This is a genomic window from Streptomyces sp. NPDC026589 (assembly GCF_040638385.1).
Taxonomy (GTDB): domain Bacteria; phylum Actinomycetota; class Actinomycetes; order Streptomycetales; family Streptomycetaceae; genus Streptomyces.
This window is the reverse complement of record NZ_JBEZYG010000006.1, coordinates 137,010-158,114: the sequence shown is the minus strand read 5'-3', so window position 1 is coordinate 158,114 and position 21,105 is coordinate 137,010. Positions and strand designations below refer to the sequence as shown.

Sequence of the window (21,105 nt, the reverse complement as noted above, 5' to 3'; positions counted from 1 at the left end):
CGTCCTTGCCGTGGAAGAAGCCCTTCTTGCCGTGGAAAAGGTCCTTCCTGGCGTGGAAAAGGTCCTTCCCTCCGTGGAAGGGGTCCTTCCCGCTGGGAGAAGAGGCCCTGTTCGCGGAGTTCCGGTTCTACGCCGGCCGCGACCCGTTGAGGCCGATCGAGCGATCCCCGCGGAGTTGCCGTGGCCACGGCCGACGAGCGAGGGTGGCCGGGTGACCTTGCTCCTGACGCGTTCCGTGATCACCGAACTGCTCGACCCCGACACCGTGATGGCCGGACTGCACGCGGGCTTCCTCGCAGCCGATCCGGACGTTCGACCGTTGCGGGTGCGGACGGATCTTCCCCGGCCGGGCACGGCTGCTCTCTCCGGAGCGGGCACGGCGACAGCGCTGTTGCCCGGAGCGATCGCCGGGATTCCGGCCTACACGGTGAAGGTCAACGCGAAGTTCCCCGACGCGACTCCCGCGCTGCGCGGGCTGGTCTGTCTGCACGACCTGGCGGACGGAGAACTGCTGGCCGTGCTCGACTCGGCGACGGTCACGGCCTGGCGCACCGGGCTGGCCGCGGCTCTGGCGACGCACGCACTCGCCGCCGACCACGCGGGATCGGTGAGTGTCATCGGTGCGGGCGCCCAGGCCCGGATGGTGCTGCGAGGTCTCGCCCGACTGCGTGAGCTGACCAGGCTGACCGTGTGCGACACCGACCCCGCACGGGCGGCCGCGTTCGCCGCGGAGCACGAGCGCCTTCTGGGTATCCCGGTCGAGACGGCTGCCGAACCTCGGCGCGCCGCTTCACGCGGGGACATCGTCGTCCTGGCGACGTGGTCACGCAGCCCGCTGCTCGACGCCTCCGATCTGCGCCCCGGCATGCACGTCACCACGCTCGGCGCCGATGAACCCGGGAAGGTCGAACTCGCCGCCGACGCACTGCGACACGCCCTGACCGTGGTCGACGACCTCGAACTCGCCGTCGCCATGGGGGCTCTCGGCAACAGCGGGCTGGGCGCGGACGCCGCGCACGCCTCGCTGGGCCAGGTGCTCCACGGTGAGCGGGCCGGTCGCGAGAGCGGCGACCAGATCACCGTCTACGCCCCCGTCGGTCTGCCTTGGCAGGACCTGGCTCTGGCCTGGCCCGTCTACCGGGCCGCCGCCGGAGCGGGCACCTGCCCGCGGGTCGACTTCCTGGCCTGACCGGGGGCCGCACGGTCGACCGGGCCCGGCGGCCCGGCCGCTGGCCTGACCCGGCGGCGGGACGTCGGCGGCGGGGCGGCGGCAACGGGGCGGCGGCAACGGGGCGGCGGCAACGGAAAAAAGAGGATGGGGGCGACCCTTCGGTCGTCCCCATCCCCGTTATCCCCGGTCCCAGCCGGCTCAGCTGAGCTGAGCGCCTTCCACTGTGCTGGTGACCGTGCCGGCGGTGGAGGTGGTGGCCCCCGCCGCGCCGTCGACCAGCGCGCCGAGCTCGCTGACGTTGTCCAGCGCGCCCAGGCTGACGGGCGGCTCGGCGGCGTGCGCGGTGTCCCCGCCCCCCGGAGGCGGGGAGATGGCGGCGATGACCGCTCCGGCGGCGAGGGTGACGGCGGCGAGTACGCTTCGCTTCTTCATGCCGGGTTCAACGGCTCGGCCCCCGCAAAGGGCACGCCCCGATCGAGAATCACCGTCTCCATCACGGCCCCCACGCGACGGAGACGGTGTCCGCGCGGCGCAGCTCTCCCACCGTCAGCACGCCGGCGGCGGCACCGGCGGCCATGAGTCCCGCGCTCTCCGGCCACCGGTCGCCGCGGCTTCCCTCCAACCCCACCCCCGCCTCGCCGTCGACCACTCCCTGAGCGCTGCCTAGTCTGTGCGCATGGTGGTCTACGCCCCGGCGGCACTCCTCTTCCTCGTCTTCTGTGTGAGCGTGCTGCGCGAGCGCCGCAAGTTCAGCAACGCCGTCATCCTCGGGCTCGCCGCGCTCTGTGCGCTGGCCGGCCTGCTCTACCGGCTGGTCGACTCCGGCTCCGCCTCCGCGCCCGTCGTGGTGTGGTCGCTGCTGGGTGTGGGGGCGGTGGCGGTGCTCGTACTGACGTGCTTCCTGTTCCTCAACGGCGTACGCATGCTGCGCGAGGAGGGCAGGAGCCCGTCGAATCTGCTCTCCCTGCTGGCCGCCCTGGCCGTCCTCGCCGTGGTCGCCCTGCTCGCCACCGCCGCCGCCCTGCGGACACCGATACTGATCGGTGCGGCGACGGCGGCCGGCGGGCTGGCGCTCTACTTCTCGTTCCTGTTCCTGTGCTTCGTCTGTTACGCGTTCCTCTACGGGCGGCTGCGGGTGCGCCGCAAGGCCGACTTCGTGGTCGTACTGGGCTCGGGGCTCGTCGGCGGCTCCACTGTGCCCCCGCTGCTGGCGAGCCGGCTGAGGCGGGGCCGGGAGGTGCACGCACGGCTCTCCCGGCGCGGCGGGTCCCCCGTGCTCATCACCTCGGGCGGGCGGGGGCCCGACGAGGACCTGCCGGAATCCCACGCGATGGCCGACCACGTGGTGGCCGAGGGCTTTCCGGCGCACCTCATCGAGCGGGAGGACCGGTCGACGAACACCGAGGAGAACCTGCGGTTCAGCAAGGCGATCATGGAAGAGGCCAAGCCCGACTACCGGTGCGTCGTCGTCACGAACAACTACCACGCCTTCCGCGCCGCCCTCACCGCCCGGCGGGTCCGGATCCGTGGGCAGGTGGTGGGCTCGCCGACGGCCGCGTACTTCTGGCCCAACGCGACGCTCCGCGAGTTCACCGCGATCCTCGTGGACTACCGGCGGAGCAACACGGTGATGTGCGTGCTGATCGTCCTCGGCGGAGTGGCCGCCTGGTGGGTGAGCCGGAAGTAGCGACCGTCCTCCGTCGACCCTTCTTCGTATCACCGATTACCCACGTTTCGGACACAACTCCCCCACACATGAATAAGGTTGATCACGTTCGCATCGCGGATGCGCATCATCGGTCAACTGACGAGGGGGGTCAGGTGTCCCGACACCTGCACACGAACAGCCGCACCCACAGCCGGCGTACCGGGCGGGCCACAGGGGCGGCGGCCGTCGCGGTGGTGCTGGCCGCAGGGCTCGCCGCGGCTCTGCCGGCCACGGCCCACGCCGCCGGGAAGGCGGAGGCGGCGGAGGTCCTGATACCCGCGCCGGACCGGTTCGGCGAGGGCCACGAGACGGTCCTGGCGACCGGCAGCCAGGGCGTCCTGCACCGCGAGGGCCAGAGCTACCTCTGGACGAACACGTACAACAGCCGTACGAAGGCGGTGCCGGAACTCGACGACGTGGCCGAGGACATGCTCGTCCACGGTCACGACGAGTTCAACCGGGCCATCTACACGCGGCCGCGCGCGGACGGCGGCACGGACGTCGTGCGGATCGGCATCGAGGACCCCGCCTTCACGAGCACCGTCACGGTGCCCGCCGGCTACCTCAACCTGCGCATCTCGGGCGGCTGGATGCTGGCGACGGTCGACCGGGGCGACGAGAGTCACGAACTGCGGGTGGCCCGGGGCGGGGCCGCCGCCGACGATCCCGTCGTCCAGCTGCCCGCGGGGGCCACCGTCGGAGCCGAGCCCGTGCTGCTGAGCTCGTGGTCCAACCAGCTCGTCATCGGCTACCGCCTCGCCGACGGCTCCCCCGGTTACGGCATCCTGACCGCGTACAACGGCCGGGTCGTACCGCTGCCCGTGACCGGTGACGCGAGCAGCTTCCGCATCACGCAGACCACCGTCAGCTGGTTCTCGCGGGGCGGCGAAGGCGGGCCGGGCGTCAGGGTCCGTCAGCGGGAGAGCACGGCCGCGCCCCGCGTCGTCCCGATCACCACGGCGTCCTCCGACAGTGACGTCACCTCCTACGTGGTGGGCGACAACGTGCTCTGGTACGAGGGTCTGAGCGGCCCGCTGTATCTCACGCCGTTCGCCGGTGCGGACACTCCCCGGATGCTCCTGGGCAGCGTCTTCGGGACCTTCCTCCGCGCGGAGGGGACCGGTTCGGTCGTGGCGCTCGGCAGGGGCGGCGACGGCAAGAGCGCGATCCGTTTGTTCAGCATCAACGGTCTGGAACTCGTCAGCGAGCTAGTGCTGCGGGAGGTTCCCCTGGTCAAGACCGCGGACGGCACGATCGGGGCGCTGAGCCTCGACCGGGGACGGCTGCGGTACATCAACTACCTCGACAGGGACGGGAAGATGCACGGCAAGGAGATCGGGGCGGTTCCCGACCCGGCGGACGGCGCTCCGCTCGCCGCGTTCCCGGCTCTCGTGACGGCGGGCAGGTTCGCCGACGGCACGGACGAGGGACTGGCCCAGGTGATCAGAGATCCGGAGACCGGCGGTGACGTCCTCGTGACCGGCGACGACCCGGACCATCAGACCGAAGGCATCCCCCTGGCGGACATGAACGGCCTCGGCCGCATCATCGACACGTCACCGGAGTTCGTGCTGTACGAGGCGGGCGGCCGGCAGTACGTCGTCGACATCGTCGGCGACCGCGTCGTCCGCGACCAGCGGGCGCAGGGCGCGGCGCTGGCCGGTGACCGGCTGTACAAGTCGGCGCCCGGCAAGCCCGGCACAGTGAACGTGGTCGACCCGCGCTCCGGGCGGGCGACCGGGAGCCATGATCTGGGCGTCGACTGTGTGCCCTCCGAACTCCAGGTCAGCGGCAGCCTCGTGTACTGGAGCTGTGCCTCCCAGGACGCGGCGGGCGTGTACGACACGGCGACGCACCGCGATTACCCCGCCCCGGTGTCCCGGGTCCTGCTCGGCGACCGGTTCCTGGCCGCGCGCGACGCCTCCGGCGATCTGCGCCTCACCGCTCTGCGTCCCGACGGATCCACCGCCGACCTGGGCACCGTCACGGGCGTGAAGCCGCCCACGGACGACGACGGCCGCGGCACCACCTGGACCCTGGACCCGGCAGCGGGCAAGCTCGCCTGGGTCGGGACCGACGACACCATCCACGTCACCGCCCCGCAGCAGGCACTCTCCCCCCTGGGCGTCACCCACAGCACCGTGCCCGCCACCTCGGCGGGCACGTGGAGCGCCGCGTGGTGGCTCTCCAAGCCGGCGGCGTCCTGGCAGCTCACCCTCACCCGTCGCTCGACCGGCGAGATAGTCCGCACCTGGACGGGTGAGGACACGCGCGGAACGGTAAAGGTCAGCTGGGACGGTACGTCCGCCTCCGGCGACCCCGTGCCGGCCGGCGGCTACACCTGGAGGCTGACTGCGGCCCCATCGGACGGCACGGGTGCGAATGTCACCGCCTCGGGCACGTTGAGGGTCACCACCGGCTGAGCGCGCATCCGGCCCACGGTCCGGGGCAGCCCTCCGCCGCCCCGGACCGTGGGCCGGGCCCCGGCTGCGGGGATCCGCCGGGCGCCGGGGCGCCGGAGGGCGGCGACGAACGCTCAGAACCCCCCGCCGTCGAAGCCGCCGCCCCCGAAGCCTCCGCCGTCGCCGAAACCGCCGCCCCCGCCGAAGCCCGAGGCGTCGAAGTCGGAGCCGGAGACGTCGCCGCCGCCCCAGTCGCCGCCCGCGCCGCCGCCGAAGTCACCGCCGCCGTACTCGGAGGCGTACGCCGGGGTCGCGAGCATCGAGCCGAGCATGGTGCCGACCAGGAGGCCGGGGAGCAGGCCACCGCCGAAGTAGCCGCCGGCCCAGGGCCCGTACGCCGGGCCCGCCTCCCAGTACGGGCGGCGGTTGCCGTCGCCGACGTCGACCGTACGGCTCATGGGGTCCTCGCCCCGGCTGAGCCGGGCCTCGTCCGCGCCGCAGACCGGGACTTCCCGGGACGCGCCGCCGGACGGGGTCCACAGAACCTCCGTGACCGCCGTGCCGTGGCGCGGGTCGAAGAAGCACGGCGGGCGGCGGGCCGGGATCTCCGCGCCGGTGCGGCGGGCCTCCAGGACCGCGAGGGAGTAGCGGCCGTCCTCCAGGGACCGGGTGACTTCGCGTACGTCGGAGGGGTGTCCGGCCCTGTCCATCTTCGACTTGGCGCTCTCGTAGGAGTCCAGGGCCCGTTCGTAGTCGGCGCGCATGGTGTCGTCCGCGCCCGGTTCGGCGGGGTGGAAGTCCAGGCGTTCCAGGGTTTCGCCGTACGCGGTGATGTCCTCGTCGACGACGACCCGGAGCTTGTCGAGCGCGGCGCGCTCCTCTTCCTCCTCGCGGCGCTTGTTGCGGCGGGAGATCGCGTACGCGCCGGCGCCGCCCGCCGCGACCAGCGCGCCGAGCGTGATCAGACCGCCGACCGGGGCTCCAGACCCGTCCTCAGCGCCCGAGCCGCCGGACCAGGAGGCGGGGGCGGTGCCCCGGGCCTGTTCGACGGCGCGGTCGACGAAGGCGTTGAGCTGGGTGTCGGCGTCGCCGGCGGTGGTGGGGTTCTCCACGGCGGCGGTGAGGTTGTCGACCGCTCGGACGGGCATGACCTGCGGGTCGGCGCCCGCGTCGAAGCCGTCGCCGAGGCGGACCGCGTAGACGCCGGTGATGCCGGTGTCGCTGCGCAGGGTCTGAAGGAGGCCTTCCTCGGGGAAGGCCGGGGTATCGGGGAGGACGGCCACGAACACCGGCTTGTCGGCGTCCGTGATCTTGTTCTCCAGGGCCTTCTCGTCAGCCACGGAGAGCTGATCGCGGGCGCCCGGGTCCACATACACCGGGTCGTCGCGCAGGGCCTGGGCGGCGTCCTGGATGGTCGCGGCGGGCGCGGCGGGCGCGGCCGACGCGGGGGAGGTCAGGGCGAGGGCCGCCGCTGCGATGATGAGCAGCAGGCCCGCCAGCAGCGCGGGGAAGAGCCTTTTCCTCATACTTAACGCTACTCCAGGCGGGCGACGAACGCCGTCGCCCGCCTGGGAGCGCGTTTCCTACGCTGCTCGGTAGGCCGTACGCAGCCTGGCCACCGCCCCGGTCAGATCACCGGTGAGCAGCAGGTGGTCCGCCTCCGCGAACGGCTTCGAGATTTCCTGGGTGAACGTCCCGTCGATCTTCCGCTGGACCAGCAGCCGGGCCCGGTCCACGATCGCCCTGCCCGCCGGGGTCTTCCCCAGGTGCGCCTTCTCGGCGGCCCGGGCGGCGACGGCGAGGGCCGCGAGGGCCGGCTCACCGCCGGCCGGGGGCTTCGTCAGGGTGGTCAGGCCCCAGCCGTACGGGAACTGCGGGTCGTAGGCGGTGTCCCCCACGTTGATCGGAAGCTGTGCCTCCACCTTTGGCCACGTCACCGGGAGCTGTCCGGTGAAGGCCCGCCTGCCGTAGAGGACGTCGGCGACGCCGTCGCCCTCGGAGCCCGGCAGCCAGGAGGCCACCAGTGCGTTGATCTTCCCGAGCCGGTCGCCGATGAGCTGGGGGCGGCCGGAGACGATGAGGACGGCGCAGTCCATGGCGGCGCAGACCTTGTCGACCGCTGCCCGGTCGGCGGCCGTCAGGTCCAGGTCGTGCCCGTTGCCAACATCGCCGATGCCTTCGGCGTACGGGGTCTCGCCGACGACGACCACGCCTACGTCGTAACCGTCCGTGGCGGCGGAGGCGTCCTGGGAGAACGTCACGGACTCGGGGGTTCGTGCCGCTTTTCGCATGCCTTCCAGGATCGTCGTGCCGGTGGCGGTCTCCCCGGAGGACCCCTGCCAGCTGGTGGTCCAGCCGCCGGTCTGGTTGCCGATGTCATCGGCGTTGGACCCGGCGACGTACACCTTCTGGCCGGGCTCGATCGGGAGGACGGCTCCGTCGTTCTTCAGCAGCACCTGGGACTTGGCCACCGCCTCACGGGCGACGGCCCGGTGCTCGGCCGAGCCGACCCTGTCCAGGTGGGTGGTGTCCGCGTACGGCTTCTCGAAGAGGCCGAGGCGGAACTTCTGAGTGAGGATGCGGGCGACCGCGTCGTCGATCCGGGCCTCGCTGATCCGGCCCGCGTCGACCTCGTCCTTGAGCGTCCTGGTGAAGTCCTGGTACGCGGTCGGGACCATGATCATGTCGAGGCCGGCGTTGATCGACGTACGGACGTCGCTCGGGTAGTCGCCGGGAATCTGGTCGATGGCCTGCCAGTCGCTGATGACGAAGCCCTCGAAGCCCATCCGGTCCTTGAGGACGCCGTTGATCATCTCGGCGTTGGCGTGCATCTTCACCGGGCCCTGGTCGTCGCCCAGGACGTCCAGCGAGGAGTACGAGGGCATGACCGTGCCGACGCCCCGCTTCACCGACTCCTCGAACGGCGAGAGGTGTACGGCCTCCAGCTCCTGCCGGGTGACCTCGGTGACGCCCTGGTCGACCGTGTACGAGCCGGTGGTGGAGGAGCCGTACGCGGTGCCGCCGTCGCCGACGAAGTGCTTGGCGCTGCCCAGCACTTTGTCGGCGCGGTCCAGGTCCTCGCCGGACGGACTGCCCTGCATGCCCTGGATGACCGTCTCCATGGCCTCGACCAGGGCGGGGTCCTCGCCGAACGCCTCGTAGGAGCGGCCCCAGCGTTCGTCGCGGGTGACGCAGACGCAGGGGGCGAAGTTCCACGGGACGCCGGTGGCGCGGACCTCCTTCGCCGTGATCGCGCCGGTCCGCTCCGCCCTCTCCGGGTCGCGGCCCGCTCCGATGCCGATGTTGTGCGGCATGATCGTCGCGCCGTCCACGTTGTTGTGCCCGTGCACCGCGTCCACGCCGTAGATCAGCGGGATCTGGAAGCGGGTGGTCCGGGTGCGCAGCTGGTAGGCGTCGGTCATCTTCGCCCAGGCGGCCGCCGTGTTGGGGGTGGGTGCCGAACCGCCGCCGGAGAGCAGCGAGCCGAGGCCGTAGGCGGCGATGTCGCCGGGGGCGCGGAGCGCTTCACGCTCGGCCTGGGTCATCTGGCCGGCCTTCTCGGCGGGCGACATGCGCCCCAGCAGATCCGCCACCCGTTGCTTCACGGGCAGGTTCGCGTTCTGGTAGGGAAGTCCGTGGGCGTCGATGACGACCTGCGGGTTCTCCTGGGGGGCCTGGGCACCGGTGACGGTCAGCTCCAGCGGAATCGTCTTCGCCACGGCGGGCTTCGACGCCTTCGCCGTGCGGACGGTCACCGTGTGGGTGGTGCCGGAGGCGGTGCCCGCGGGGAAGGTGTGGCTGCCGGTGACCGGGGTGTAGTCCTTCCCGGCCCGGGCGGTGCCGCCCTTCGTGGTGTACGCGACGGTGAGGGGCTCTTCGGTGGGCGCGGAGCCCGTGGTGGCGACAGAAAGCTCGATCAGGGCGTCGGCGCCGTTCCGTACCGGCCGGACCGCCGTGTCGGTGAGGACGCTCGCCGTGAGCGCCGGGGCTGCCGCCGCCGCGGGGCCGGTGGGCGGGCCGGCGAGCAGGGTGGCCAGCACGGCCCCGGCGGCGAGAGCGGCCGTCACGGGTCCCGCTCCGTCCTTCCGGGGCCGGGGCCGGGAGCGGGGGTGCGGTGTGCGGGGCATGGGGGCGCTCTCTCCTCCTGAGGTCGAGGCCGGCCCCCGTGCACGATCGCGATCCGGCCCGGGAATTCGATCAGGAGCGGGACGGCGTGGGTGGTGAACACGACCGAGAAGCTCGGCCGTTCCCTCGACCGGACGAGCCGTCGCGGGATCTGCCGCCGCATGACGACATCGAGGGCGGGGCCGTCAGTACTTCGCGCCACCTCACGTCGAGATCGGTCCGGCTCCTTCCCCCACCGGGCAGGCGCGTTGAGCGTTCCGTCTCGAACACGCGGGAGCCGCCACCCGGTGACGGGCGGCGGCTCCCGCGCGACGCGGTCCTGGGCGTGCTGCCCGGCGACTACTCCGTGGGCTCGACGCCCGCGCGCAGCAGTCCGTAGGTGTACGCGTCCTCCAGTGCCTGCCAGGAGGCGGCGATGACGTTCTCGGCGACCCCCACGGTCGCCCAGTCGCCGGTGCCGTCGCCCGTGGTGATGAGCACGCGGGTGGTGGACTCGGTGCCCGTGCGGCCCTCCAGGATGCGGACCTTGTAGTCGACCAGCTCCAACTTGGCGAGCTGCGGGTAGATCCGCTCCAGGGCGACGCGCAGGGCCCGGTCCAGCGCGTTGACCGGGCCGTTGCCCTCGGCGGTGGCGACGATCCGCTCGCCCTTGGCCCAGAGCTTCACGGTGGCCTCGTTGGCGTGGGTGCCGTCGGGGCGGTCCTCGACGATCGCCCGCCAGGACTCCGTACGGAAGTAGCGCCGGGCCCGGCCCTCGACCTCGCCGCGCAGCAGCAGTTCGAAGGAGGCGTCGGCGGCCTCGTAGGTGTAGCCCTGGAGTTCGCGCTCCTTGACCCGCTCCACGACTCGGCCGACCAGGGCTCGGTCGTCACCGAGGTCGATGCCGAGCTCCTTGCCCTTCAGCTCGATGGAGGCGCGGCCCGCCATGTCGGAGACCAGCATCCGCATGGTGTTGCCGACCAGCTCGGGGGCGATGTGCTGGTAGAGGTCGGGGTCGACCTTGATCGCGGAGGCGTGCAGCCCGGCCTTGTGGGCGAAGGCCGAGACGCCCACGTACGGCTGGTGGGTGGAGGGGGTGAGGTTGACGACCTCGGCGATGGCGTGCGAGATGCGGGTCATCTCGGCGAGCGCGCCCTCGGGCAGCACCCTCATGCCGTACTTGAGTTCCAGGGCGGCGACGACCGGGAAGAGGTTGGCGTTGCCGACCCGCTCGCCGTAGCCGTTGGCCGTGCACTGGACGTGGGTGGCGCCGGCGTCCACGGCGGCCAGGGTGTTGGCGACGGCGCAGCCGGTGTCGTCCTGGGCGTGGATGCCGAGGCGGGCGCCGGTGTCGGCGACGACCGTGGAGACGACGGCCTGGACCTGGGCGGGGAGCATGCCGCCGTTGGTGTCGCAGAGGATGACGACCTCGGCGCCCGCCTCGTACGCGGTGCGGACCACGGACTTGGCGTACTCGGCGTTGGCGCGGTAGCCGTCGAAGAAGTGCTCGCAGTCCACGAAGACCCGGCGGCCCTGCTCGCGGAGGTGGGAGACGGTGTCGCGGACCATCTCCAGGTTCTCCTCCAGGGTGGTGCGCAGGGCCAGCTCGACGTGCCGGTCGTGCGCCTTGGCCACCAGGGTGATCACCGGGGCGCCGGAGGTCAGGAGCGCCTTCACCTGGGGGTCCTCGGCGGCGCTGCCGCCGGCCCTGCGGGTCGCGCCGAACGCCACGAGCTGGGCGTTCTCGAACGTGATCTCCTGCTGGGCGCGGGCGAAGAACTCCGTGTCGCGCGGGTTGGCCCCCGGCCAGCCGCCCTCGATGTACCCCACACCGAAGGTGTCCAGATGACGGGCGATGGTCAGCTTGTCGGCGACCGTCAGGTTGATGCCCTCACGCTGAGCACCGTCGCGCAGTGTGGTGTCGAAGACATGGAAACTGTCGTCGGTGGCGTTGGCCTTGGTGGTCATGCTGATCTGACTCCTGTCGGATGAGTGGATCCGGACGGTCTGGGCCTGTTCGGGGAACCCGGAACAGGCCCCAGCTCCACTTGCCCCCATCATCCCCCGCGCCTCGCCCCGGCTCGGGTGCGGGCCGGAAAACGAAAAAACCCCTCGCGGGTGCGAGAGGTCTGCGCGCGGGTCTGGGGCACGATGGCCGCGCCGTACGTGGTGGTACGGGGCGGTCACTGCGGACCGGCGCGCCTGCTGCCAATAATCATGACGAACGAGGACACGGGAGCAGTCTCGCACAGCGACGGCCCCGTGACCGCGGTGTCTCAGGATGCGGTCGTGACCCTGGTCGCGTCGTTCAGTGAGCACCCCGTACCAGCGTCTCGTCCAGGAACTCCGCCGCCTGCCCCAGCACCTGCTCGCGGCCCGTCCCCGGGATCCCGACCGTCACATGGATGCTGAACCCGTCGAGCAGCGCCCGCAGCCGGGCGGCGAACCGGTCGGCGTCCACGGGCCGGAACTCGCCGCGCGAGACCCCCTCGGCGAGCAGCGCCACCAGGTCACGGTGCCAGACGCCCTCGATCGCGGCCTGCCGGGAGCGGGCGTCGTCGTCGGCGTTCTGCGAGCGGGCCCAGACCTCCAGCCAGAGCGTCCAGTGGGGGTCGCGGTGCCCGGCGGGCAGGTAGAGGCCGATGTACGCGTCCAGCCGCTCGCGGGCCGTCCCCGGCCGGGCGAGCAGGGCGCCGCGCTCGGCCCCCAGACGCCGCTCGCTCCACTCCAGGGTCTGGAGGAGCAGTTCGTCCTTGGTGCGGAAGTAGTAGAGGAGGTGCCCGCTGCTCATGCCCACCTCCCGCCCCAGCCCGGCCATGGTCAGCCCGTCGAGCCCGCGCTCGGCGACGGTGGCCATGGCGGCGGCGAGGACGTCCTCGCGGGGCGGGGCGGCGTGGTGGGTGCGACGGGGGGCGTGGGTCATGGGTTCGCTCGGACCTTCGGCTGCTGCTGGGTGACGCAGTGGATGCCTCCACCGCCGGCAAAGATCGTACGGGCGTCGACCGGCGTCACCGTACGGTCCGGGAAGAGGCCCCGGAAGATCGCGGCGGCCTCTTCGTCGCGCGGGTCGTCGAAGGCGCAGAGGATCACGGCGTCGTTGCAGAGGTAGTGGTTGATGTAGGAGTAGTCGACCCATTCCCCGTCCTCGTCACGGAGCAGGGCGGGCGCGGGCACCTCGACGACCTCCAGGGGGCGCCCCCTGGCGTCGGTGGCGGCCCGGAGGATCGCCAGGGTCTCCCGGGTGACCTCGTGGTCGGGGTGGGCGGGGTCCGGCTGGACGTGGGCGACGACGACGCCCGGGCGGGCGAAGGCGGCGACGATGTCGACATGGCCGAGCGTGCCGTACGTCCCGTAGTCGCCGGTCAGTCCCCGGGGCAGCCAGATGGCCTTCTCGGTCCCGAGGCGGGCGTGGACCTCCGCCTCGACCTGCTCCCGGGTCCAGCCGGGGTTGCGTTCCGCGCCGAGCTGGACCGTCTCGGTGAGCAGGACGGTGCCCTCGCCGTCCACGTGGATCGCGCCGCCCTCGTTGACGAGCGGGGAGCCGTGGGCGGGGGCCCCGGCCAGCTCGGCGACGGCCCGGGCGATGTGCTGGTCATGCTCCCAGCGGGCCCAGCCCTGGGCGCCCCAGCCGTTGAACGTCCAGTCGACGGCGGCGAGCGTCCGGCCGTCGGTGACGAAGGTGGGGCCGATGTCCCGCATCCAGGCGTCGTCGAGCGGCCGCACGACCAGCTCCACATCCGGCCCGAGCAGCGCCGCCGCCCCCTCCTCCTGGCCGGGCCCGACGACCATGGTCACCGGCTCGAAGCGCCGCACGGCCCGAGCGACGCCGGCCCACGCGCGGCGGGCCTCGTCCAGCTCGGCGTCGGAGGCGAAGGTGGGGTTGGGCCCGGGCCAGGCCATCCAGGTGCGCTCGTGGGGGGCCCACTCGGGGGGCATGCGGAAGGGGGCGGAGGCGACGGACATGGAGGCTCCTGATCAACGGGTTTAGAGTGACACTCTAACTGCGCTTTGAAGCAACAGGGAAGTTTCGTCCGACCCTTTTGGAGCGCCGCTCTATTCCTCGGGCAGAGAAAAGGCCGCACCGCCGAGAAGACGAGTGCGGCCTGATCCCCGGGTGGGAGCCCCTAGCCGAGCGGGTGCATCCAGCCATGGGTGTCCTCGACGACGCCGCGCTGGATGTCGAGAAGACGCTCCCGGAGCCTCAGGGTGACCTCGCCGGGCTCGCCGTCGCCCTGGGTCCACTCGCCGCCCTCGGACTTCACCAGGCCGACGGGGGTGATGACGGCGGCCGTGCCGCAGGCGAAGACCTCGACGAGGGTGCCCTTCGCCGTGTCGTCGCGCCACTGGTCGATGGAGACCCGGCCCTCCTCGGAGCCGTAACCGAGGTCGCGGGCGACCTTGAGGAGGGAGTCGCGGGTGATGCCGGCGAGCAGCGAGCCCGTGAGGGACGGGGTGATGATCTTCTTCGAGCCGTCCTCCTGGGCGTACACGAAGTAGAGGTTCATGCCTCCGAGCTCCTCGACCCACTTGTGCTCGACCGCGTCGAGGTAGGCGACCTGGGCGCAGCCGTGCGCGGCGGCCTCGGCCTGGGCGAGGAGGGAGGCGGCGTAGTTGCCGCCGGTCTTGGCGTCGCCCACGCCGCCGGGGACGGCGCGGACGCGGTTCTCCGAGAGCCAGATGGAGACCGGCTTCACCCCGCCGGGGAAGTAGGCGCCGGCGGGCGAGGCGATGACCAGGAAGAGGTACTCGTTGGCCGGCTTCACGCCGAGGCCGACCTCGGCGGCGATCATGAAGGGGCGCAGGTAGAGCGACTCCTCACCGCCGTGGGCCGGGACCCACGCCTTGTCCTGCTGCACCAGCGCGTCGCACGCCTCGATGAACGTCTCGACGGGCAGCTCGGGCATGGCCAGGCGGGCGGCCGAGCGCTGGAAGCGGCGGGCGTTGGCGTCGGGGCGGAAGGAGGCGACCGTGCCGTCGGGCTGGCGGTAGGCCTTGAGACCCTCGAAGATCTCCTGCGCGTAGTGCAGGGTCATGTTGGCCGGGTCCATCGACAGCGGGCCGTACGGAACCAGCTGGGCGTCGTGCCAGCCCCGGCCCTCGGTCCAGCGGATGGTCACCATGTGATCGGTGAAGTGCCGGCCGAATCCGGGGTTGGCCAGGATCGCCTCGCGCTCCGCGTCGGACAGCGGGTTCGAGGAGGGCTTGAGCTCGATCGTGGGCGTCGTCATGAGTGCGTGTCCTTCACCGGTCTTGTGTGTGATGGACCGCGCTCACGCCTGTACGTGCCCGACGCTTTTCGGTCAGGTCCTAGGACGTCCGAGCTTTACCGCGAGCCACGGCCCCGCGTTCGATTATCACTTGCGGGGGGCCGTGCACGAAATGGTGTGAATGCGGTCCAGGGATCGATGGTGGCACCCGGGGGCCGCACAGGTGAAGCCGCCGGGCGCTGAGTGCGACCCGGCGGCTTCGAAGTGGAGTCGTCGGGTCAGCCCGCTACGCGTACCGCGAGGGCGTCGCCGATCTCGTCGGTCGTACGCGCGGCAGCACCGTCGCGCTCCGCGAGGTCGGCGGAGACGGCGTCCTCGATGCGCGCGGCCTCGGTCTCGTAGCCGAGGTGGCGCAGCAGGAGGGCGACGGAGAGGACCGTGGCGGTCGGGTCGGCCTTGCCCTGCCCCGCGATGTCGGGGGCGGAGCCGTGGACCGGCTCGAACATCGACGGGAACGCGCCCGTCGGGTTGATGTTGCCGGAGGCGGCCAGGCCGATACCGCCGGAGACGGCGGCGGCGAGGTCGGTCAGGATGTCGCCGAAGAGGTTGTCGGTGACGATGACGTCGAAGCGCTGCGGCTGGGTGACGAAGAAGATCGTCGCGGCGTCGACGTGCAGGTAGTCCGTGCTGACCTGCGGATACTCGGCGGCGACCCGATCGAAGGTGTTCTTCCACAGGTGGCCGGCGTAGACGAGGACGTTGTTCTTGTGGACCAGCGTCAGCTTCTTGCGCGGACGGGCCGCCGCACGCTCGAAGGCGTCCCGGACCACGCGCTCGACGCCGTACGCCGTGTTGAGGCTGACCTCGGTGGCGACCTCGGCAGGGGTGCCGGTGCGCAGCGAGCCGCCGTTACCGGTGTACGGGCCCTCGGTGCCCTCGCGGACGACGACGAAGTCGATGTCGGGGCGGCCGGCGAGCGGGGTCGCGGTGTTCGGGAAGAGCTTGGAGGGCCGCAGGTTGATGAAGTGGTCGAACGCGAAACGCAGCTTCAGCAGCAGCCCGCGCTCCAGGACGCCGGACGGCACGGACGGGTCGCCGATCGCGCCGAGGAGGATGGCGTCGTGGTTCTTGAGGGCTTCCAGCTCCGCGTCCGGGAGGGTGTCGCCGGTGCGGTGCCAGCGCTGGGCGCCGAGGTCGTACTCCTTGGTCTCCAGCTTCACATCCTGCGGGAGGACAGCGTTGAGGACCTTGAGGCCCTGGGCCACGACTTCCTGGCCGATTCCGTCACCGGGGATCACTGCGAGATCGATGCTGCGAGACATGCCGGAAGCCTAACGGTGCGTCCCACCCCATGACATCCGACGTCCACCATACGGACGGGACGCAAGGGTGTTCGAGGTGTTCTGGTGGGGTCGAATGGTCTGCGGACGACTCAGTGGCCGGTCGAGCCACCGTTGTCACGGCGGTCCAGGGCGCGCTGGAGAGCGGCGGCGGCGTTCTTGCGGTCCGACTCGGACGGGCGGGGAGCGTGACGGACGCGACGGGCGGTGGTGGTGGCCATGGTGGATCGACTCCTTGAGATCGCATGGATGCCGGGGGCGGGCCGCACACCGTGGTGCGGCGCCGAGGCCGGGCCGGGATCGGATTTCGAGGTGCCGTAAGGAGCGGGGAGCGTGCGCCGCAGGGGGTTACCTGCTTCGGGGCGCGCGCCCGCAACCGCCACAGTCGCTCGATCGAGCGAATCGTTCGGCTCCTACCAAGTTAGGACAGTCGAGCCGTCCTGTCTCCACAGTTACTCGGACTTCCTACTATCTGAGACGGGCCATGCGATCGGACTGGATCGGACCAGGTGACAGCGGTGGAATGAGTCCGTCCTCGATCGCCCGGCCGGCCGCCCCCGTCAGAGCAGGTCGCCCTCCCGCCAGTCGAACTGGAGCGGGTGGCCGGTGGCGGGCAGAGCGCCTCCGGCCGCCGGGCGGACGTAGGTGGTGCCCTCCTCCTCGGGCAGCGGGACGGGGCCGGCCGGGCCGAGGACGGCGAGCCTGCCGGGCCAGACCTGCCAGCCGCGCGACGCGTAGAGCGCCGCTCCGGCGTCGGAGGCCGATAGCGCCCCGAAGTCGTAGGCCGTGTCGATGACGTGTTCCAGGGCGGCCATCACCCGGTGGCCGAGGCCCGCGCGGCGGTGGTCGGCGCGGACGGCGACGGCCTCGACGTATCCCGCGCGGTAGGAGCGGTCCGCGTGCAGGACCCGGCGCTGGACGACGCTGCCGTGGGCGATCAGGAGGCCGGCGGCGTCGTGCACCAGGGCGTGGACGCCGCCGAGGGAGTGCTCCCAGTCCTCATCGGCGAAGTCGCCGTCGAAGGCGGCGTCGAGCAGCTCGCGGATCCGGTCCCGTTCGACTGTGGTGAGCTCATGGGTGTGGGCGACGCGTGGTGCGGGAGAGCGGTCCATGACCGTAAGCCTGCCAGCCGCCCTGCCCGCCCGACACCGGATTTCGCCGCCGCGCACAGGCCCGCCCGGACCGGGGTGCGCGGGGGTCCGGGCGGGCGGGGTCGAGCAGTGCCGGTGGTGGCGGCGGCCGTGGCCGTGATCCGGGCAGTGGCCGTGGCCGTGATCCGGCAGTGGCCGCGACCGTGGCGACGGCGGTCCGCGACCGTTCGCCGTTGCTCTGCTGTTGCTGTGGCGGCTCAGTAGACCGTCACGCCGTACGCGGAGAGCGCCTCGGCGACCGGCTGGTGGATGGCCGAGCCCGCGGTGCCCGAGCAGCCGGAGCTGCCGGAGTGGATGCCGAGGGCGACGGATCCGGCGAAGTGCGCGCCGCCGCTGTCGCCGCCGGCCGAGCAGGCGGTGGTGCGGACCATGTTGTAGACGGGCCCGTCGCCGTAGTTGACGGTGACGTTGACGGCGGTGACCGTGCCGGAGGTCACCTTCGTCGTGGATCCGCTCTTCCTGATCGCCTGGCCGACCACCGCGTTGGCGGCGGAGGAGATGTCCTGGGTGGAACCGTTGTACAGGTCGACGGTCCCGGCGGGCGACGATCCGTCCGTGTAGCGGACGATGCCGTAGTCGTTGGTCGGGAAGCTGGTGCCCTCCCGGACACCGACGACCGAACCGCCCGAGCTGGCCGACCAGTTGGCGGAGATGTTGGTGCAGTGTCCGGCGGTCACGAAGTAGCGGGCCCCTCCCTTGGTGACGTTGAAGGCCGCCGAGCAGCGGCTGCCGCCGCCGTAGATCGCTCCGCCGCCCAGCACCTCGCGGTGGAAGACGCCCGGTACGCGCTTGATGTCGACCGCGCCGCCGAGCCGTTCCGCGACGGCTTCGAGGCGGGCCATGTCCCGTGCGGAGACGGAGGAGTCGGCCTCGACGGCGACCCGGTTGGTGCGCGGGTCGACCCCCCAGGAGGTGCCGGTGATCTTGGCCTCGGCCTCCAGGGCCGCCATCGCGGCGTCCAGCTGGGCCGCGCTGCGGGCCACCCGGCGGACGGTGGCCCCGGCGGCGCGGGCCTGCTCCTCGGCCCGGTCGGTGGTGACGGTGACGACCAGCTTCCCGGTCTTCGCGTCGAGGTAGGTGCCGGCGGTGGCGGCCCCGAGCTGCCGCTCGACGGTGGCGTCGAGCGCGTACGCGGACGGGGCGGGGATCGCCGGGGGGACGGGCGCCGCCGGGGCGCCGGCGGCAGTGGAGGGGGCGGCTCCGAGTCCGAGGGCACCGGCGACGAGCAGCAGGGAAACACCGAGGCGCGCGCGGGAGTTGCGTCTCATGGGGGAGCTCCTTCTGGGTGACGTGTGGGGACGTACCGAGAAGGAATTTGACATGCTCATTACCTAGTCCACAAGACCGCGTGCCCGGGGCGTCGGAGGGCGGACAGCCGGCCCCGCTCAGCGGACACTGACCGGGACCGGTCCCGCGCCTGTCCGAAGCCCCGCTTCCCCCGGGCCTCCCCCACCGCGCACACTTCGGCCATGTCCGACACGACGCCCACGCCCCGGCAGTGGTCACCCATCCACGGCGACCCGTACCGTCCCGCGCCCTACCGCCCCGAGCGGATCGCTCCGGAGGAGTCGCTCGCCCGTGCCGCCCGGCTGCGGGAGCGCATGGACGAGCGCAGGACCGTCCGGGCCTTCTCCCCCGACCCGGTCCCCGAGCAGGTGGTGCGCGACGCCATCGCGTGCGCGGCCACCGCCCCCTCCGGCGCGCACCAGCAGCCGTGGACCTTCGCCCTGGTCAAGGACCCCGAGGTCCGCCGCCGGATCCGGGAGGCCGCCGAGCACGAGGAGAAGGTGAGCTACGACGGGCGGCTCGGCGAGGAGTGGCTCGCGGCGCTGCGCCCGCTGGGCACGGACGCGGTGAAGGCCCATATGACGGACGCGCCGGCCCTGATCGTGGTGTTCCAGCAGCGCTACTGGCTGGGCGAGGACGGCACGAAGCGCAAGCACTACTACGGGGACGAGTCGGTCGGGATCGCGGTGGGCATGCTGCTCACCGCCCTGCACCTGTCCGGGCTCGCCGCGCTGATCCACACCCCCAGCCCGATGCGCTTCCTCGGCGAGGTCCTGAACCGGCCCGAGAACGAGAAGGCGTTCGCCGTGATCCCCGTCGGCTATCCCGCCGACGACTGCGAGGTCCCCGACCTGGTGCGCAAGTCGCTGGACCAGGTGCTGGTGGAGATCTGAGAAGCATCGCAGTAGCCCCACCCGGCCGGCCCTGCCCGGCCTCGCCCCGGCCGCGCGAACAGGAGACACATGGAAACCGCCCCCCGGCCGGCAGGGGGGCCGGTCGGGGGGCGGTGCTCTTGGGGGTCTTCCGTCGCCGGGAGACCCCGGTCCGGGGCGTCGTGCTGCGGCGCCCCGGGGAGGGTGTCAGCCCTGGTGGGGGTAGGTGTAGTCGGTCGGCGGGACCAGCGTCTCCTTGATGGCCCGGGTGAGGGTCCAGCGCTGGAGGTTCTGCGGGGCGCCCGCCTTGTCGCAGGTGCCGGAGGCACGGCCGCCGCCGAAGGGCTGCTGGCCGACGACGGCGCCGGTCGACTTGTCGTTGATGTAGAAGTTGCCCGCGGCGTAGCGGAGCTTGTCCATCGTGTACGCGGCCGCCGCGCGGTCGCCCGAGATGACCGAGCCGGTCAGCGCGTAGTCGGAGACCGACTCCATCTGCTCCAGCATGGCGTCGTACTTGTCGTCCTCGTAGACGTGGATCGCGAGGATCGGGCCGAAGTACTCGGTCGTGAAGACCTCGCTCTCGGCGTCGGAGCACTCGATGACGGTCGGACGGACGAAGTAGCCCACCGAGTCGTCGTAGGTGCCGCCCGCGACGATGGTGCATGCCGGGTCGGACTTCGCGCGGTCGATCGCGGCCTTGTTCTTGGCGAACGAGCGCTCGTCGATGACGGCCCCGATGAAGTTCGTCAGGTCGGTGACGTCGCCCATCGTGATCGAGTCGACCTCGGCCGCGAACTCCTCCTTGAAACCGGAGTTCCAGATGGAGGCCGGGACGTACGCCCGCGAGGACGCCGAGCACTTCTGGCCCTGGAACTCGAAGGAGCCGCGGGTCAGCGCGGTCTTCAGGACCGCGCGGTCGGCGCTGGGGTGCGCGACGACGAAGTCCTTGCCGCCGGTCTCGCCGACGAGCCGCGGGTAGGTGCGGTACTTGGCGATGTTGTTGCCGACCGTCTTCCACAGGTGCTGGAAGGTGGGGGTCGAGCCGGTGAAGTGGATGCCGGCCAGGTCGCGGTGGTTCAGCGCCACCTCGGAGACGGCGATGCCGTCGCCGGTGACCAGGTTGATGACGCCCTTGGGCAGCCCGGCCTCCTCCAGCAGCTGCATCAGCAGCACGGCGGCGTGGGTCTGGGTCGGGGACGGCTTCCACACCACGACGTTGCCCATGAGAGCGGGGGCGGTGGGGAGGTTGCCCGCGATGGCCGTGAAGTTGAACGGCGTGATCGCGTAGACGAAGCCCTCCAGCGGGCGGTGGTCCATGCGGTTCCACACGCCCGGGGAGTTCGCCGGGGGCTGCTCGGCGAGGATCTGGCGCGCGTAGTGCACGTTGAAGCGCCAGAAGTCGATCAGCTCGCAGGGCGTGTCGATCTCGGCCTGCTGGGCGGTCTTGGACTGGCCGAGCATGGTGGAGGCGGCCAGCGTCTCGCGCCAGGGGCCGGCCAGCAGCTCCGCGGCGCGCAGGATGATCGCCGCGCGGTCGTCGAAGGCCATCGCGCGCCAGGCCGGAGCGGCGGCCAGGGCCGCGTCGATGGCGTCCTGGGAGTCCTGCTCGGTGGCGCCGGCGAAGGTGCCGATGACGGCCTGGTGGTTGTGCGGCTGTACGACGTTCACACGCTCACCGCCGCCCATCCGCTTCTCGCCGCCGATGGTCATCGGCAGGTCGATCGGGTTCTCGCTGAGCTCCTTGAGCTTCAGCTCCAGGCGGGCGCGCTCCGGGGAGCCCGGGGCGTAGGAGTGAACCGGCTCGTTGACCGGCGCGGGGACCTGGGTGACGGCGTCCATGGTTGCCTTGTCTCCTTGGTGTCG

17 protein-coding genes and 1 pseudogene are annotated in these 21,105 nt (G+C 72.0%); 4 read left to right on the top strand and 14 right to left on the bottom strand.

All coding sequences use genetic code 11. From position 1 onward, the window contains the following. Window positions 1-211 precede the first annotated feature (211 nt). Window positions 212-1,189, top strand: a complete 978-nt coding sequence (locus tag AB0F29_RS12600; RefSeq protein WP_361870734.1) for an ornithine cyclodeaminase family protein — start codon at window positions 212-214, stop codon at window positions 1,187-1,189. Between the two features lie 180 nt (window positions 1,190-1,369). Here AB0F29_RS12600 and AB0F29_RS12595 read toward each other — a convergent pair whose 3' ends face one another. Next, the gene (locus AB0F29_RS12595) at window positions 1,370-1,603 is read right to left on the bottom strand and encodes a hypothetical protein (protein ID WP_361870732.1); all 234 of its coding nucleotides are present in this window, start codon (window positions 1,601-1,603) and stop codon (window positions 1,370-1,372) included. Window positions 1,604-1,664: 61 nt separating this feature from the next. Beyond that, complete coding sequence (locus AB0F29_RS12590; RefSeq protein WP_361870730.1) at window positions 1,665-1,793, bottom strand: hypothetical protein; 129 nt, start codon at window positions 1,791-1,793, stop codon at window positions 1,665-1,667. Between the two features lie 54 nt (window positions 1,794-1,847). Here AB0F29_RS12590 and AB0F29_RS12585 point away from each other — a divergent pair, with 54 nt between their 5' ends. Next, window positions 1,848-2,858, top strand: a complete 1,011-nt coding sequence (locus tag AB0F29_RS12585) for a YdcF family protein (protein ID WP_361870728.1) — start codon at window positions 1,848-1,850, stop codon at window positions 2,856-2,858. Window positions 2,859-2,992: 134 nt separating this feature from the next. Continuing rightward, window positions 2,993-5,302 (top strand): FlgD immunoglobulin-like domain containing protein, encoded by a 2,310-nt coding sequence (locus AB0F29_RS12580; protein WP_361870725.1) that lies wholly within the window; start codon window positions 2,993-2,995, stop codon window positions 5,300-5,302. 113 nt (window positions 5,303-5,415) lie between these two features. Here AB0F29_RS12580 and AB0F29_RS12575 read toward each other — a convergent pair whose 3' ends face one another. From AB0F29_RS12575 to AB0F29_RS12525, 11 genes and pseudogenes are all read right to left on the bottom strand, one after another. Continuing rightward, complete coding sequence (locus AB0F29_RS12575; protein ID WP_361870722.1) at window positions 5,416-6,807, bottom strand: hypothetical protein; 1,392 nt, start codon at window positions 6,805-6,807, stop codon at window positions 5,416-5,418. 57 nt (window positions 6,808-6,864) lie between these two features. Continuing rightward, on the bottom strand, window positions 6,865-9,348 hold the full coding sequence (locus AB0F29_RS12570) for a glycoside hydrolase family 3 N-terminal domain-containing protein (RefSeq protein ID WP_361870719.1): 2,484 nt from the start codon (window positions 9,346-9,348) through the stop codon (window positions 6,865-6,867). An 89-nt stretch (window positions 9,349-9,437) separates the two neighbouring features. Next, window positions 9,438-9,584: pseudogene (locus AB0F29_RS12565) on the bottom strand (ABC transporter ATP-binding protein); the annotation flags it as partial. 161 nt (window positions 9,585-9,745) lie between these two features. Beyond that, window positions 9,746-11,353: a citramalate synthase gene (gene cimA, locus AB0F29_RS12560; protein ID WP_361870717.1), complete on the bottom strand. Its 1,608-nt coding sequence runs from the start codon at window positions 11,351-11,353 to the stop codon at window positions 9,746-9,748. 340 nt (window positions 11,354-11,693) lie between these two features. Beyond that, a complete protein-coding gene (locus AB0F29_RS12555) occupies window positions 11,694-12,308 on the bottom strand; it encodes a TetR family transcriptional regulator C-terminal domain-containing protein (RefSeq protein ID WP_361870714.1) in 615 nt (204 codons plus the stop codon). Then, window positions 12,305-13,348, bottom strand: coding sequence for an agmatine deiminase family protein (locus AB0F29_RS12550; protein WP_361870711.1), 1,044 nt, complete (start codon window positions 13,346-13,348; stop codon window positions 12,305-12,307). The genes AB0F29_RS12555 and AB0F29_RS12550 overlap by 4 nt, the downstream gene beginning before the upstream one ends. A 161-nt stretch (window positions 13,349-13,509) precedes the next feature. Then, window positions 13,510-14,613 (bottom strand): branched-chain amino acid aminotransferase, encoded by a 1,104-nt coding sequence (locus AB0F29_RS12545; protein WP_361870709.1) that lies wholly within the window; start codon window positions 14,611-14,613, stop codon window positions 13,510-13,512. 257 nt (window positions 14,614-14,870) lie between these two features. Then, window positions 14,871-15,914 (bottom strand): 3-isopropylmalate dehydrogenase, encoded by a 1,044-nt coding sequence (locus tag AB0F29_RS12540; RefSeq protein WP_361870707.1) that lies wholly within the window; start codon window positions 15,912-15,914, stop codon window positions 14,871-14,873. Between the two features lie 110 nt (window positions 15,915-16,024). Next, a complete protein-coding gene (locus AB0F29_RS12535) occupies window positions 16,025-16,153 on the bottom strand; it encodes a hypothetical protein (RefSeq protein ID WP_018960091.1) in 129 nt (42 codons plus the stop codon). Between the two features lie 339 nt (window positions 16,154-16,492). After that, the gene (locus AB0F29_RS12530; protein WP_361870704.1) at window positions 16,493-17,044 is read right to left on the bottom strand and encodes a GNAT family N-acetyltransferase; all 552 of its coding nucleotides are present in this window, start codon (window positions 17,042-17,044) and stop codon (window positions 16,493-16,495) included. A gap of 236 nt (window positions 17,045-17,280) precedes the next feature. Then, window positions 17,281-18,351 carry a S1 family peptidase gene (locus AB0F29_RS12525; protein WP_361870701.1) on the bottom strand — a complete coding sequence of 357 codons (1,071 nt, stop codon included), beginning with the start codon at window positions 18,349-18,351 and terminating at the stop codon, window positions 17,281-17,283. Window positions 18,352-18,552: 201 nt separating this feature from the next. On the opposite strand from AB0F29_RS12525, the gene AB0F29_RS12520 reads away from it, so the two are divergent. Continuing rightward, on the top strand, window positions 18,553-19,263 hold the full coding sequence (locus AB0F29_RS12520) for a nitroreductase family protein (RefSeq protein WP_018960088.1): 711 nt from the start codon (window positions 18,553-18,555) through the stop codon (window positions 19,261-19,263). Between the two features lie 186 nt (window positions 19,264-19,449). On the opposite strand, the gene pruA is transcribed toward AB0F29_RS12520, so the two are convergent. After that, a complete protein-coding gene (pruA, locus tag AB0F29_RS12515) occupies window positions 19,450-21,081 on the bottom strand; it encodes an L-glutamate gamma-semialdehyde dehydrogenase (RefSeq protein ID WP_361870699.1) in 1,632 nt (543 codons plus the stop codon). Window positions 21,082-21,105 lie beyond the last annotated feature (24 nt).